The organism is Pseudomonas sp. UFMG81 (assembly GCF_015354575.1).
Lineage (GTDB): Bacteria > Pseudomonadota > Gammaproteobacteria > Pseudomonadales > Pseudomonadaceae > Aquipseudomonas.
The window spans coordinates 235,428-249,834 of sequence record NZ_JACAFQ010000002.1 but is presented as its reverse complement, the minus strand read 5'-3'; the positions used below and the strand labels follow the sequence as shown (position 1 = coordinate 249,834).

Here is a 14,407-nt window from a genome sequence, read left to right as displayed (position 1 = left end):
GGGCCATGGCACATGGGTTGCTTGATTGAACCCATGCAGCCCGCTGAACGCCCGAGGAACTACGTGAACACAGCTCCCCCGACATTGCCCCTGGCCTGGGTCAACGGCAGCGATGCGCCGGAAAAACCCAGCCTGGACATCGGCTTCATGGCCCTGAGTGACTGCGCCTCGGTGGTGGTCGCCGCCACCCAGGGTTTCGCCCAGCAACAAGGCCTGACCCTCAACCTGCGCCGCCAGGCGTCCTGGGCCGGGCTGCGCGACAAGCTGGTCAGCGGCGAGCTCGACGCCGCCCACTGCCTGTACGGTTTGGTCTACGCCGTGCAACTGGGCGTGGGTGGCGGCCCGGCCAGCGACATGGCGGTACTCATGGGGCTCAACCAGAATGCCCAGGCCATCAATCTCTCGCCCACCCTGCAGCGCAAAGGCGTGACCACTCCCGAGGCACTGGCGCGCCTGGTGCACCAGGGTGGCGCACGCCTGACCTTCGCCCAGACCTTCCCCAGCGGCACCCACGCCATGTGGCTTTACTATTGGCTGGCCAGCCAGGGCATCCACCCCTTGCATGACGTCAACAGCGTGGTCGTGCCACCCGCGCAGATGCTCGCTCATCTGCAAGCCGGGCGCATCGACGGCTTCTGTGCCGGCGAGCCGTGGTCGGCCGAGGCCATCGCCCAGGGCCAGGGTTTCACCCTGGCCACCAGCCAGGCGATCTGGCCAGACCATCCGGAAAAGGTCCTGGCCTGCGCGCGCGGTTTTGTCGAGCAGTACCCCAACAGCGCCCGGGCGCTGATCCAGGCGATCCTCGCCGCCGGCCGCTTCATCGAAAGCAGCGTGGAAAATCGTCGCAGCACCGCCCAACTGCTCAGTGGCAGCGCTTACCTGGACACCCCGGCGAGCAGCATCGAGCCGCGCCTGCTTGGCGACTACCACGACGGCCTGGGCAACCGCTGGCATGACCGGCATGCCCTGCGCCTGTTCGACCAGGGCCGCGCCACCCTACCCTACCTGTCCGACGGTATGTGGTTCATGACCCAGTTCCGCCGCTGGGGCATCCTGCGCGACGACCCGGACTACCTCGGGGTGGCGCGCCAGGTCCAGCAGCTGGCGCTGTATCGCCAGGCCGCCGAAGCGATGGGCGTGCCCTGCGCCGACCTGCCCATGCGCAGCAGCCTGCTGATCGACGGCAACCGCTGGGACGGCAGCGACCCCCACGGTTACGCGCGCAGCTTCCGGCTGCACGCCCTGGACGCGGCGCCCGACGCCCGCGTCGGCGGATGAGGGCACAAACATGCTGCGCATCCTGCTGATCGACGACACCGAGAAAAAAGTCGGCCGCCTCAAGGCTGCCCTGGTCGAGGCCGGCTTCGAGGTGATCGAAGCCGCCGGCCTGACCATCGACCTGCCCGCCTGCGTCGAAACAGTGCACCCGGACGTGGTGCTGATCGATACCGAGTCACCAGGCCGCGATGTGATGGAACAAGTGGTGCTGGTCAGCCGCGACCAGCCCCGGCCGATCGTACTGTTCACCGACGAGCACGACCCAGGGGTGATGCGCCAGGCGATCCAGGCCGGGGTCAGCGCCTACATCGTCGAGGGCATCCACGCCGCGCGCCTGCAACCGATCCTCGATGTGGCCATGGCCCGCTTCGAAAGCGACCAGGCACTCAAGGCCCAGTTGCTGGCCCGCGACCAGCAGTTGGCCGAACGCAAGCGCATCGAGCAGGCCAAGGGCCTGCTGATGAAGATGAAGGACTGCAACGAGGAACAGGCCTACACCCTGATGCGCCGCCAGGCCATGAGCCGCCAGCAGAAGCTGATCCAGGTGGCGGAACAGATCATTGCCATGTCGGAGATGCTTGGCTGAAACCCCATTTTTCAACTGTAGGAGCGGCCTTGCCGGGGCGCCGGACCGGCCGGAAAGGGGCGCGCAGCGGCCCCAGGATCGCGATTCCATCTCAAGATTGCAGGGGCTGCTGCGCAGCCCTTTCGCGACACAAGGCCGCTCCTACAGCTACCGGCGCCAACACACTTGGCCCGGCTCTTGCTCAGTGAACCCTCAGGTAGCCAACGGCGGTTGCCCTCCCATACCCCGACAAAGACGTCGCTCCCCCTCCACAGCCGTGGACCGGGCAGCGGCGTCTTTTTCGTTTCCGCCCCTGTGTTGCACGCCGAACGAGGTGTTCGATGAATACGAGCTTCTGGAAATCCGGGCATGTGCCCACCCTGTTCGCTGCCTTCCTGTATTTCGACCTGAGCTTCATGGTGTGGTACCTGCTCGGCCCGATGGCGGTGCAGATCGCCACCGACCTGCAACTGACTGCACAGCAACGGGGCCTGATGGTGGCCACGCCAATCCTCGCCGGTGCGGTGCTGCGCTTCGCCATGGGCCTGCTGGTAGACCGCCTGTCACCCAAGACCGCCGGGCTGATCGGCCAGGTGGTGGTGATCGCCGCCCTGGCCTGCGCCTGGCACCTGGGCGTGCACAGCTACGAGCAGGTACTGCTGCTGGGTGTGTGCCTGGGCGTCGCCGGTGCTTCGTTCGCCGTCTCGCTGCCGCTGGCTTCGCAATGGTACCCACCGCAGCACCAGGGCAAGGCCATGGGCATCGCTGGCGCCGGCAATTCCGGCACGGTGTTCGCCGCGCTGCTGGCACCAGTGCTGGCGGCGGCCTATGGCTGGAACAACGTGTTCGGCTTCGCCGTGCTGCCCCTGCTGCTGACCCTGGCGCTGTTCGCCCTGCTGGCGCGCAACGCACCTCAGCGGCCCAAGCCCAAGGCCATGGCCGACTACCTCAAGGCCCTCGGTGACCGCGACAGCTGGTGGTTCATGTTCTTCTACAGCGTCACCTTCGGCGGCTTCATCGGCCTGGCCAGCGCCCTGCCCGGCTACTTCAGCGACCAATACCAGCTCAGCCCGGTGACCGCCGGCTACTACACCGCCGCCTGCGTCTTCGCCGGCAGCCTGATGCGCCCGCTAGGGGGTGCCCTGGCTGACCGTTTCGGCGGCATCCGCACCTTGCTGGCGATGTACAGCGTGGCCGCCGTGTGCATCGCCGCAGTCGGTTTCAACCTGCCCAGCGCCGCGGCGGCGCTGGCCCTGTTCGTCAGCGCCATGCTCGGCCTGGGCGCCGGCAACGGCGCGGTGTTCCAGCTGGTGCCACAGCGCTTCCGCCAGGAGATCGGGGTGATGACCGGGCTGATCGGCATGGCCGGCGGCATCGGCGGCTTCGTATTGGCGGCGGGCCTGGGCACCATCAAGCAGCACACCGGCGACTACCAGCTGGGCTTGTGGCTGTTCGCCAGCCTTGGCCTGCTGGCCTGGTTCGGCCTGCACGGCGTGAAACAGCGCTGGCGCACCACCTGGGGCTCGGCCGCCGTCACTGCGGCGCGGGTCTGAGGCGCTGCCATGAGCCTGCAACTTAGCTTCGCCCAGGCCAGCGCCACCGGGCCGCGCGCGGAGAACCAGGATGCCCTGCGCCTGGTCACCCCCGCGCCGGAACTGGCGGCGAGCAAGGGTTACCTGTTCGCCCTCGCCGATGGTGTCAGCCACTGCGCCGACGGCGGCCTGGCGGCGCGGGCCAGCTTGCAGGCCCTGGCGCTGGACTACTACGCCACCCCCGCCACCTGGGGCGTGGCCCAGGCCCTGGACCGACTGCTGCTGGCGCAGAACCGCTGGTTGCGAGCCCAGGGCAATGGCCAACCCCTGCTCACCACCCTCAGCGCCCTGGTGCTACGTGGGCGGCGCTTCACCCTCGCCCACGTCGGCGACTGCCGCATCTACCGCTGGCACGACGGCCAGCTGCACTGCCTGAGCGAAGATCATGTCTGGGACCAACCCGGTATGCAGCATGTGCTCAAGCGCGCGCTAGGCCTGGACCAGCAACTGCTGGTCGACTACCTGGACGGTGAACTGCGCGAAGGCGAGTGCTACCTGCTGCTCAGCGATGGGGTATGGGCCAGTGTTGGCGACCAGCGCATCCAGACAATCCTGCGTGAACAACCTGACTTGCAGGACGCCGCCGACACGCTGGTGGCCACCGCCCACCACTGTGGTAGCCAGGACAACGCCAGCGCCCTGCTGGTGCGGGTCGAGCAGTTGGGTGCGACGAACCTCGGCGACACCTTGGCGCAGCTGGGACAATGGCCACTCCCCGGCCCACTGCGTGAAGGGCAGACGCTCGATGGCTGGCAGATCGAAGGACTGGTGGCCCAAAGCCGACAATCACTGCTTTATCGAGCACGCGACGAGCACGGTCAGCACTGGCTGCTCAAGACGTTGCCCCAAGCCCGAGACGACGAACCCGGGGCCGCCCAGGGCCTGCTGCTGGAGGAGTGGTTCCTGCGCCGGGTCGCCGGTCGCCATTTCCCCGAAACCCACCCTGCCGGTCAGCGCCAGCACCTCTATTACCTGATGCGCGAGTACCCCGGCACGACGCTCGCCAACCTGCTCAAGACCAACGGGCCACTGCCCTTGCCACAATGGCTGGAGACGGCCCGCCAGCTGCTGCAGGCTGTCGGTGTGCTGCACCGGCGCAACCTGCTGCACCGTGACATCAAGCCGGAAAACCTGCACCTGGGCGAAGACGGTCAATTGCGCCTGCTCGACTTCGGCCTGGCCTACTGCCCGGGGCTGTCCGAAGACCAACCCCACGCCCTGCCAGGCACACCGTCCTACCTCGCCCCGGAAGCGTTCGACGGCGTGCCCCCGAGCCCGCGCCAGGATATCTACGCCGCCGGTGTAACCCTGTACCACCTGTTGACCGGCCACTACCCCTACGGCGAAGTCGAGGCGTTTCAGCGCCCGCGCTTCGGCGTACCGGTCAATGCCGGACGCTACCGCCCCGACCTGCCGGAATGGTTGCAGCGCAACCTCGAGCAAGCGGTGGCCGCCGACCCTGCCCAACGCTTCGAAACCGCCGAGCAATGGTTGCTGCTGCTTGAGCGAGGTGATCGCCAGGCGCTGCCTGAGCGCCCGCGCCCGTTACTGGAACGTGAGCCCTTGAAGGTCTGGCGCACCCTGGCGCTGCTGGCCCTGCTGTTCAACCTGATCCTGCTGTTCGCCCTGTTCAAGGGCTGAGCGGCGCCTGCCAATGAGGAACCCCGTGATGAATGCAAAAGTCTGGCTGGTCGGTGCCGGCCCCGGCGACCCCGAGCTGCTCACCCTCAAGGCCGTGCGCGCATTGACTGAGGCCCAGGTGGTGATGATCGACGACCTGGTCAACCCTGCCGTGCTGGCCCACTGCCCGCAGGCGCGGGTGATTGCCGTGGGCAAGCGCGGTGGCTGCCGCTCCACGCCCCAGGCCTTCATCCAGCGCCTGATGCTGCGCCACGCGCGTCAGGGGCGCTGCGTGGTGCGGCTCAAAGGTGGCGACCCGTGCATCTTCGGCCGCGGCGGTGAAGAGGCGCTTTGGTTGCAGGGGCATGGCATCGAGGTCGAGGTGGTCAATGGCATCACCGCAGGGCTGGCCGGCGCGACCCAATGTGGTATCCCACTGACCTTGCGTGGCGTCAGCCGAGGCGTGACGTTGCTGACGGCGCATACCCAGGATGACAGCGAACTGGACTGGCAGGCCCTGGCCCGGGGCGGCACAACCTTGGTGCTGTACATGGGCGTGGCGCGCCTGGAGCAGATTCGCCAGGGTCTGCTGGAAGGCGGCATGGCGCCTGGTACGCCCGTAGCAATGATCGAGAACGCCTCTTTGCCCCAGCAGCGCGAATGTCGTAGCCACCTGGCGGCACTGGAGGCAGACGCGCGGGCCTTTGGCTTGCGCAGCCCGGCGATCCTGGTGATTGGTGAAGTGGTGCGGCCCTCTGTAGTCGCGGCCTTGTGTCGCGAAAGGGCCGCAGAGCGGCCCCGGCAATTGATGCATCAAGGCTAAGATCCTGGGGCCGCGATGCGGCCCCTTCGCGACACAAGGCCGCTCCTGCAGATCACAAACCCCAGGCAAAGAAAAACCCGGCCGAGGCCGGGTTTTTCGTGAAGCGTCAAACCAATTACTTGGCCTGGGCTTCTACCTGAGCTTCTACGCGACGGTTGACGGCGCGGCCAGCGTCGGTGGCGTTGTCGGCGACCGGACGGGTCTCACCGTAGCCAACCGAGTCAACACGGCTGGATTCGATGCCGTACTGCTGGGTCAGGACCTGCTTGACAGCGCTGGCACGACGCTCGGACAGCTTCTGGTTGTAAGCGTCTGGGCCGACGGAGTCAGTGTGACCTTCCACGGTGGTGGTGGTCTGAGGGTACTGCTTCATGAAGTCAGCCAGGTTCTTGATGTCGCCGTAGCTGTTTGGCTTGACGACCGACTTGTCGAAGTCGAACTTGACGTCCAGCTCAACGCGAACGACTTCGGCAACAGCCGGGCAGCCATCAGCGTCAACGGTAACGTTGGCTGGGGTGTCAGGGCACTTGTCGACGTTGTCGCAGACGCCATCGTTGTCGCTGTCGGAGCAGACTTCGGCAACTGGAGCCGGAGCCGGGGCAACTTTGCCACCGCTGCCACCGAAGTTCAGACCCAGACCAACGGTCGGACCCCACTCGGTGTTGCCGTTGTCGATGTTGTACATGGCTTCTACGCCAGCACGGGCGAAGAACATGTCGGTGATGTACCACTTGGCGCCAGCGCCAACGTTGGCGAAGGTGGAGTGGTCGCGGCCGCTGCGAGTGGCCTGGCCCAGGCTCTCGTGAGCGAAACCAGCGGAAACGTACGGACGCAGAGCGTCACCCACGGTACCGAAGTGGTAGGTGGCGTCGAGCTTGGTCTTGGAACCCTTGATGTCCTTGTTGAAGACTTCACCACGGGCGTTGTGGGTTTCGTTGTAACCCAGGTCCAGGGAGACGTCGTCGGTCAGGAAGTAACCCAGGCGCACGCCAGGGTTGGTGCCGTCGTTCTTGAAGTTACGTTCGCTGTCGTAGTACTGCTTGGTGACGTTACCTTCGATCTCGACTGCGCCTTGGCCTTGAGCCAGAACGCCGAACGAAGTAGCGGCTACGAGCGAGCCAATGGCCAAGCCCAAGGTGTTTTTCAATTTCATCCGTTAAATCCCCATCTGGTGATAGTTAAGCAGTCCCACCAACATCCGGGGGACAACTCGACGGCAAGTCTAGCAGAACTCGCCGGTTGGTTAGAGATATTTGCTGGCCACTAAGTTTCAGTGAGACCTGCAAATTTCTCTCTAAGCTTGTCTAGCGCCCGCTTGTAGCGCATTTTCGTGGCGCTCAGGCCCATGTGCATGATGTCGGCGATCTCCTGGAACTCCAGCTCTGCGACAAATCGCAGCACCAGGATTTCCCGGTCGATCGGGTTCACATGCACCAGCCATTTATCCAGCCCACCCTTCTCTTCCGGCTTCGGAGCCTTGTCTTCGGACGCCTCTTCAATAGGGTCGAGACTCAGGGCATCCATCAGCCTTCGCTTGCGCCGCTCCTTGCGGTACTGGGTGATGCATTCGTTGTAGGTGATGCTGTAGAGCCAGGTCTTGAACTTGGATTTACCCTCGAAGTTCTTCAGACCGTACAGCACCTTGAGCATCACCTCCTGACAGACATCGTCAGCGTCCCGGTCGTTCCCCAAGTAACGCGCACACACGTTGAACAGCGTGCGCTGGTAGCGCCGCATGAGCTCCTCATAGGCGCGGGTAACGTGAAACAGTTCCTCATGGGAACGTGCCACCAACTCCTCGTCGGTGAGCTCACGGGGGTCATAACGCATGGGCGGCGAGTGAACTCTATTCAAAACGGATCTGGCCGACAGTACAGGTCAATGACGCCGCTCAGCCCCAAGGGCCGATTTTTGCGGCGGCATACATTAACAGCTTTTGTGCGGTTAGCGGCTATTTACACGCTGCTCGAGCAGGACACGGTTGGACAGCGACACCAGTTCGCCATCATCGGTGAGCAGCGTCGTCTTGACCGTGCCGATCTCTTCGATATGGCCTTCGACCTCGCCAATACGCACGTGCTGGCCCACTTCGTAGAGTTCGCGCACATAAATGCCGGCCAGAATCTGCCCGGCGATTTCGCGGCTGCCCAGGCCCATGGCCAACGCAATTGCCAGACCAACGGTAATCAAACCGATGACGATCACGTGGTTGAGCAGGTCGGTCTTGACCTCGAGCTGGCTGATCGCCACCGAGATGCTGATGATGATCACCAGGCCCTGGGCGATGCGCCCGAGGCCCGCCGCATATTCCAGGCCAATGCCTTCGGCGGCGCCACGCACCAGGCCGTTGGCCAGTTGCGCCAGGAGCACGCCGGCCAGCAGCACCAGCGCCGCGCCGAACACCTTGGGCAGGTACAGGGCGAGCATGTCGAGGGTTGCGGACACCCGCTCCAAGCCCAGGGATTCCGCGGCCGAGACCAGGAAGATCAACAGCACGAACCAGTAGACGATCTTGCCGATCAGCGTCGAGATCGGCACCTGAATGCCCACCCGCGCCAGCATCTTGGTCAGCCCGGTGCCGCTCATCAAACGGTCGAGGCCGAACTTGGCCAGCACCTTGGAGAGCAGGGTGTCGAGCAGTTTCGCCACGACGAAACCGAGCAGCACCACCACCAGCGCGCCGAACAGGTTGGGGATGAAGTTCGCCACCTTGGTCCAAAGGGCAGTCATGGCGGTGACCAGGCTCTGGGTCCAGAGATCGAGTTCCATAATCAATCGGCCTTATCTACGTTGCTGCCGGCGGCAGGTTTTCGGGTAGCGTTGCGACGCACCGGCGCGACATGCGCCGAGCCATTGTTGACCGCGATCAGCAGCGCCTGGCTCCAACGGCCCAGCAGGCTGAACAGATCGCCCGCACCAACCTGGCGGTTGGCGGTCTTGAGCACGCGCCCCAGGCACGCAGCGTCGTCACGGTCCTGGCCGGACGGCGACGCCTTGAGCAGGTCGCGCAGGGATTCTTCAAACGGATCGTGCATGGGCACCTCGCGCAGTGTCAGTCAAAGACGAGGGCTGCGAGCGATGGGTCACACAGGGATGTGGGACGAATGTTTCAAGATGCGTTTCACACAATTGCGCCGACCCCATCGCTGGCAAGCCAGCTCCCACAGCACTGGAGGCACCCCGAAACCTGTGGGAGCCGGCTTGCCGGCGATGGGGCCAGTACGGACCAATGACCATCTACACCCACCGCAACTTGCGGAACAACCACCACTGTCCCACCGCCAGCCCCAACACAATCAAGCTGGCGAACAGGAAACCATACGGGCTGCTGGAGCCCGGGATACCGCCGACATTGATGCCCAGCAAACCGGTGACGAAGCTCATGGGCAGGAAGATGCAGGTGATGATGCCGAACCGGTACATGGTCCGGTTCATCCGTTCGCTGCGCCGCCGGTCCTCGCTTTCCAGCACCAGCGCGGCACGCTCACGGGCCAGTTCGAGTTCTTCCAGATAGCGGATCAGGCTGTTGTTGAGTTCGTTCCAGTAGTCGCCATCGGGGTCGGCGAACCAGCTGCACTTGTTGCGCGACAACTGGGCATAGATGTCACGTTGCGGCGCGAGAAAACGACGCAGGCCGGCGGCGCGGCGACGAATCTGCTGCAGGCTGCCCTGCTCGGGGGTGTACCGTTCGTCGGCTTCCACCTTCTCTTCTTCGAGGTCGACCGCTTCCGACAGGTCGCTGACCAGCGCCTGGACCTTGGCGGTGAGCAGTTCGCCCATCAACAACAGCAGCTCCGAGGCCGATTTCGGTCCCCTGCCCTCATCCAGCTGCTGAAGCACCTCGTCGCTGGCGCGCAGTGGCCGCAAACGCAGCGAGATCACCCTGCGCGCTTCGGCAAAAATACGCACCGAGACCATGTCTTCGGGTTCAGCCCCGGGGTTGAGGTTGACCCCACGCAGGAACAGCAGCATCTGCTCGTTGGCCATCTGCAACACGCGTGGGCGGGTGTTTTCCTCCAGCAGCAGGTCGCAGGCGAACTCGCTCAGGCCGCTGTCGTGCAGCAACCAGGTGCGGGTCTGCGGATGGCTGCGATCCCAGTGCAGCCACAGGCTCTCCAGAGGCTGCAGCTGCAAGCCGTCTAACTCGGTGCGAGCAATCGAACGCGCGCCGCCCTTGCCATCGAGCACCAGGGCATGCACCAGCCCCCACTGCGCGTTGTCTTCCTCGAACATCAAAGCTCCATCAGCGCGCGCGGCGCGTCACTCCGGCATTTTCAGCGGGCTGGGCGAGACGATCACGCCGTTGTTGTCGGCATACACGTATTCGCCCGGGCGGAAGGTCACGCCAGCGAAGGTTACCGCGACGTTCAGGTCGCCGATGCCGCGCTTGTCGGTCTTCATCGGGTGGCTGGCCAGCGCCTGCACGCCCACGTCGGTCTGGATCAGCACATCGACGTCACGCACGCAGCCGTAGATCACCAGGCCTTCCCAACCGTTCTTCGCGGCTTTTTCCGCCAGCATGTCGCCCAGCAGCGCCCGGCGCAGCGAACCACCGCCGTCGACCACCAGCACCTTGCCCTTGCCGTCGAGCTCCACTTGCTCCTTGACCAACGAGTTGTCTTCGAAGCATTTGATGGTGACGATCTGGCCACCGAACGAATCGCGGCCGCCGAAGTTGCTGAACATGGGTTCGAGCACCTGGACCAGGTCCGGGTAGGCGTCGCACAGGTCGGGCGTTACGTAATGCTGCATGGGGAAACTCCTGTCAGTCACAACGAAAGCGAAGGTGGGATCAAGGCTACACCGTAGCAGGCATGACCGTCATCCGGGACCGGACAGTCAATTTTGTACCGTCCAGACTGGCCTTATCGCCGACAAGCCGGCGATAAGGCCAGATGCAGCAACCAAAGTTTCAGCTGGCGGCCAATGGCTCCGCCACCACCGTCGACTCATGCACCGGCAGCAGCGGATCGCGCAACCACCGCTCCACCAACGGCCACACCTGAACCTGCGCGGCCTTGCTGACCAGCATGTCGACATGCCCGAAGGCGTCGAAACCCTGCTCGCGCCCCAAGCACAGGAACTGCTTGTTGTCGCCACCCAATTGCTCGAACAGCTTGCGGCAGGCCCACACCGGGTCCTGGAAGTCCCCTGCACCCGCCACCGCCAGCACCGGCACTTCGACCTCAGCCAACCCCGCCCACCAATCGCGATCCTTGTCGCCAAAGCGACCGAACAGACCATTCCAGCGCAGGCTTTCCAGCGCCAAGCCGATCGGTTCGTCTTCCGGGCCACGCTTGAGCCGCGACCCGGAGATCTGCGCAAAGCGCTTGATCAACAGCTTCGCCCCCCAGGCTACCGGCGGCACCTTCAATGGCCAGTACACACGGCTGACCTGGGCACCGAAGAACGCCGCGCTGGCCACCATATGACTGGCCAGGTAGCCACTGCCCAGCGCAGCGGCCAGGGTGGTGCCGCCCAGGGAATGGCCCAGCCAGTGCGGCGCGCGCCCGGCCTGCTCCTGAACGAAGGCGCCGATCACCGGCAGGTCGTAGCGGGCGTAGTCGGCCACTTGGTTGTGCCGCCAGTCACGGTTGCGCGGCGACAGGCCATGGCCTCGCATCTCCGGGATCCACACATCGAAGCCGGCACGGGCGAGATGAGCGCCCAGGCCGATACCCTTGGGGGAGTACCAGAAGCGTCGGTTGGAAAAACTGCCGTGCAGCAGGATGACCGGCACGCCCTGGGCGCGCCCTTGGTCGGCCAGGCCCAGGCGGGTGACGGCGAGTTCGACGCTCGGGTCGGGGCTGTTGGCGGCCTTGATCCGGTAGACGTCTTCACTGAGGTCGCCGCGGCGCTCGGCACTGAGCAACGCGACGGGAAACTGGGTGCTGCTGCTTTGCATGGGTTCACAAACAAACTGGGGAAACACAACGTGGGAGCGGGCTTGCCCCGCGACAGCGCCAGATCGGACCACACAGTTGTCCTTGCTGACGCTATCGCGGGGCAAGCCCGCTCCCACAGGTTCGATGCGCAGGTGCCAGGGCACCCGCGCGCTCACCACATCAGGCCGCGCCCTGGCCTTCGGCCAGGAAGAACCAGGTCTCGAGCACCGAGTCAGGGTTCAGCGAGACGCTCTCGATGCCCTGCTCCATCAGCCACTTGGCCAGGTCCGGGTGGTCCGAAGGGCCCTGGCCGCAGATGCCAATGTACTTGCCGGCCTTGTTGCACGCCGCGATGGCATTGGCCAGCAGCTTCTTGACGGCTGGATTTCGCTCGTCGAACAGGTGGGCGATGATGCCCGAGTCCCGGTCCAGGCCAAGGGTGAGCTGGGTCAGGTCGTTGGAACCGATCGAGAAGCCGTCGAAGTATTCGAGGAATTCTTCGGCCAGGATGGCGTTGGACGGCAGCTCGCACATCATGATCACGCGCAGGCCGTTGTCACCGCGGGCCAGGCCGTTCTCGGCGAGCAGGTCGACAACCTGGCTGGCTTCGCCCAGGGTGCGCACGAACGGCACCATGATCTCGACGTTGGTCAGGCCCATCTCGTTGCGCACGCGCTTGAGCGCACGGCATTCGAGCTCGAAGCAGTCACGGAACGACTCGCTGATGTAGCGCGAGGCGCCGCGGAAGCCCAGCATCGGGTTCTCTTCTTCCGGCTCGTAGAGCTTGCCGCCGATCAGGTTGGCGTATTCGTTGGACTTGAAGTCCGACAGGCGCACGATGACCTTTTTCGGGTAGAACGCTGCGGCCAGGGTGCTGATGCCCTCGACCAGCTTCTCGACATAGAAGCCAACCGGGTCGTTGTAACCCGCGATGCGCTTGTCGACGCTCTCTTTAAGCTCCGGCGGCAGGCCTGCATAGTTCAGCAGCGCCTTGGGGTGCACGCCGATCATGCGGTTGATGATGAACTCCAGGCGCGCCAGGCCCACACCTTCGTTGGGCAGCTGGGCGAAGTCGAACGCGCGGTCCGGGTTGCCGACGTTCATCATGATCTTGAATGGCAGCTCGGGCATGGCGTCCACCGAGTTCTGCTTGACGTCGAAGCCCAGTTCGCCTTCGAAGATGAAGCCGGTGTCGCCTTCGGCGCAGGAAACGGTCACGCCCTGGCCATCCTTGAGCAGCTGGGTGGCGTTGCCGCAACCGACAACCGCCGGGATACCCAGTTCACGGGCGATGATCGCCGCGTGGCAGGTACGCCCGCCGCGGTTGGTGACGATGGCGCTGGCGCGCTTCATCACCGGCTCCCAGTCCGGGTCGGTCATGTCGGAGACCAGTACGTCACCGGGCTGGACCTTGTCCATTTCCGACACGTCCTTGATCACGCGAACTTTGCCGGCGCCGATGCGCTGGCCAATGGCACGGCCTTCGACCAGCACGGTGCCCTTCTCCTTGAGCAGGTAGCGTTCCATGACATTGGCGCTGGCGCGGCTCTTCACGGTTTCAGGGCGGGCCTGGACGATGTACAGCTTGCCGTCGTCACCGTCCTTGGCCCACTCGATGTCCATCGGGCGCTGGTAGTGCTGCTCGATGATCATCGCCTGCTTGGCCAGCTCCGCCACTTCGGCGTCGCTCAGGCAGAAGCGCGCGCGCTCGGCGCGGTCGACTTCGACGGTCTTGACCGAACGACCGGCCTTGGCTTCGTCGCCATAGACCATCTTGATCGCCTTGCTGCCCAGGTTGCGGCGCAGAATGGCCGGACGGCCAGCCTGCAGGGTGTTCTTGTGCACGTAGAACTCGTCAGGGTTGACCGCACCCTGCACCACGGTTTCACCCAGGCCGTAGGCGCCGGTGATGAATACCACGTCACGGAAGCCCGACTCGGTGTCGAGGGTGAACATCACACCGGCGGTACCGGTTTCGGAGCGAACCATGCGCTGCACACCGGCGGACAGGGCGACCAGCTTGTGGTCGAAGCCCTGGTGTACGCGGTAGGCGATGGCACGGTCGTTGAACAGCGAGGCAAAGACTTCCTTGGCCGCGCGGATCACGTTGTCGACGCCACGGATGTTGAGGAAGGTTTCCTGCTGACCGGCGAACGAGGCGTCCGGCAGGTCTTCGGCAGTGGCCGAGGAGCGCACAGCCACGGCCATGTTGTCGTTGCCAGCGGCCATGGCGGTGAAGGCCGTACGGATTTCCGAATCAAGACGTGCCGGGAATTCGGCTTCCATGACCCACTGGCGGATCTGTGCGCCGGTCTTGGTCAGCGCATTGATGTCGTCGACGTCCAGCGCGTCGAGCGCGGCATGGATACGGTCGTTCAGGCCACTCTGTTCGAGAAAGTCGCGGTACGCCTGAGCCGTAGTGGCAAAGCCGCCCGGCACCGACACACCGGCACCAGCAAGATTGCTGATCATCTCGCCCAGGGATGCGTTCTTGCCCCCCACATGCTCCACATCATGGACGCCGAGCTTATCGAGGGAAACTACGTACTCTACCAAGGTGATCTCTCCACTAACTGTATTGGAAAAGCTCAAGGGCGCCCGCCTGTCTGCTCTGCGACTGGGCCGGGACGCTTGTGGCCTGGAC

Annotated in this window: 13 protein-coding genes; 5 read left to right on the top strand and 8 right to left on the bottom strand. The window is 64.6% G+C overall.

All coding sequences use genetic code 11. The features are described from left to right. Positions 1-63: 63 nt before the first annotated feature. The 5 genes from IX761_RS02940 to cobA all read left to right on the top strand — a co-directional run bounded on the left by IX761_RS02940 (position 64) and on the right by cobA (position 5,878). The gene (locus IX761_RS02940) at positions 64-1,278 is read left to right on the top strand and encodes a CmpA/NrtA family ABC transporter substrate-binding protein (protein WP_194788113.1); all 1,215 of its coding nucleotides are present in this window, start codon (positions 64-66) and stop codon (positions 1,276-1,278) included. Between the two features lie 10 nt (positions 1,279-1,288). Next, the gene (locus IX761_RS02935; RefSeq protein WP_194788111.1) at positions 1,289-1,864 is read left to right on the top strand and encodes an ANTAR domain-containing response regulator; all 576 of its coding nucleotides are present in this window, start codon (positions 1,289-1,291) and stop codon (positions 1,862-1,864) included. 320 nt (positions 1,865-2,184) lie between these two features. Further along, positions 2,185-3,396: a nitrate/nitrite transporter gene (locus tag IX761_RS02930; protein WP_194788106.1), complete on the top strand. Its 1,212-nt coding sequence runs from the start codon at positions 2,185-2,187 to the stop codon at positions 3,394-3,396. Between the two features lie 9 nt (positions 3,397-3,405). Further along, entirely contained in the window at positions 3,406-5,076 is a 1,671-nt protein-coding gene (locus IX761_RS02925; protein WP_194788104.1) for a bifunctional protein-serine/threonine kinase/phosphatase, read from the top strand. A 28-nt stretch (positions 5,077-5,104) separates the two neighbouring features. Further along, positions 5,105-5,878, top strand: coding sequence for a uroporphyrinogen-III C-methyltransferase (gene cobA, locus IX761_RS02920; protein WP_194788102.1), 774 nt, complete (start codon positions 5,105-5,107; stop codon positions 5,876-5,878). Positions 5,879-5,993: 115 nt separating this feature from the next. On the opposite strand, the gene IX761_RS02915 is transcribed toward cobA, so the two are convergent. From IX761_RS02915 to ppsA, 8 genes are all read right to left on the bottom strand, one after another. Then, the gene (locus tag IX761_RS02915; protein ID WP_194788099.1) at positions 5,994-7,031 is read right to left on the bottom strand and encodes an OmpA family protein; all 1,038 of its coding nucleotides are present in this window, start codon (positions 7,029-7,031) and stop codon (positions 5,994-5,996) included. A 110-nt stretch (positions 7,032-7,141) separates the two neighbouring features. After that, on the bottom strand, positions 7,142-7,708 hold the full coding sequence (sigX, locus tag IX761_RS02910; RefSeq protein WP_194788097.1) for an RNA polymerase sigma factor SigX: 567 nt from the start codon (positions 7,706-7,708) through the stop codon (positions 7,142-7,144). 114 nt (positions 7,709-7,822) lie between these two features. After that, entirely contained in the window at positions 7,823-8,647 is an 825-nt protein-coding gene (locus IX761_RS02905) for a mechanosensitive ion channel family protein (RefSeq protein WP_194788093.1), read from the bottom strand. A gap of 2 nt (positions 8,648-8,649) precedes the next feature. After that, positions 8,650-8,913 (bottom strand): CrfX protein, encoded by a 264-nt coding sequence (locus tag IX761_RS02900; protein ID WP_194788088.1) that lies wholly within the window; start codon positions 8,911-8,913, stop codon positions 8,650-8,652. Positions 8,914-9,115: 202 nt separating this feature from the next. Beyond that, complete coding sequence (locus tag IX761_RS02895; RefSeq protein ID WP_194788086.1) at positions 9,116-10,111, bottom strand: zinc transporter ZntB; 996 nt, start codon at positions 10,109-10,111, stop codon at positions 9,116-9,118. A 27-nt stretch (positions 10,112-10,138) separates the two neighbouring features. Then, entirely contained in the window at positions 10,139-10,630 is a 492-nt protein-coding gene (gene rraA, locus IX761_RS02890; protein ID WP_194788084.1) for a ribonuclease E activity regulator RraA, read from the bottom strand. Positions 10,631-10,790: 160 nt separating this feature from the next. Then, positions 10,791-11,783, bottom strand: a complete 993-nt coding sequence (locus IX761_RS02885) for an alpha/beta fold hydrolase (protein WP_194788081.1) — start codon at positions 11,781-11,783, stop codon at positions 10,791-10,793. Positions 11,784-11,943: 160 nt separating this feature from the next. Continuing rightward, positions 11,944-14,319, bottom strand: a complete 2,376-nt coding sequence (gene ppsA, locus IX761_RS02880) for a phosphoenolpyruvate synthase (RefSeq protein WP_194788079.1) — start codon at positions 14,317-14,319, stop codon at positions 11,944-11,946. Between the last annotated feature and the right edge of the window lie 88 nt (positions 14,320-14,407).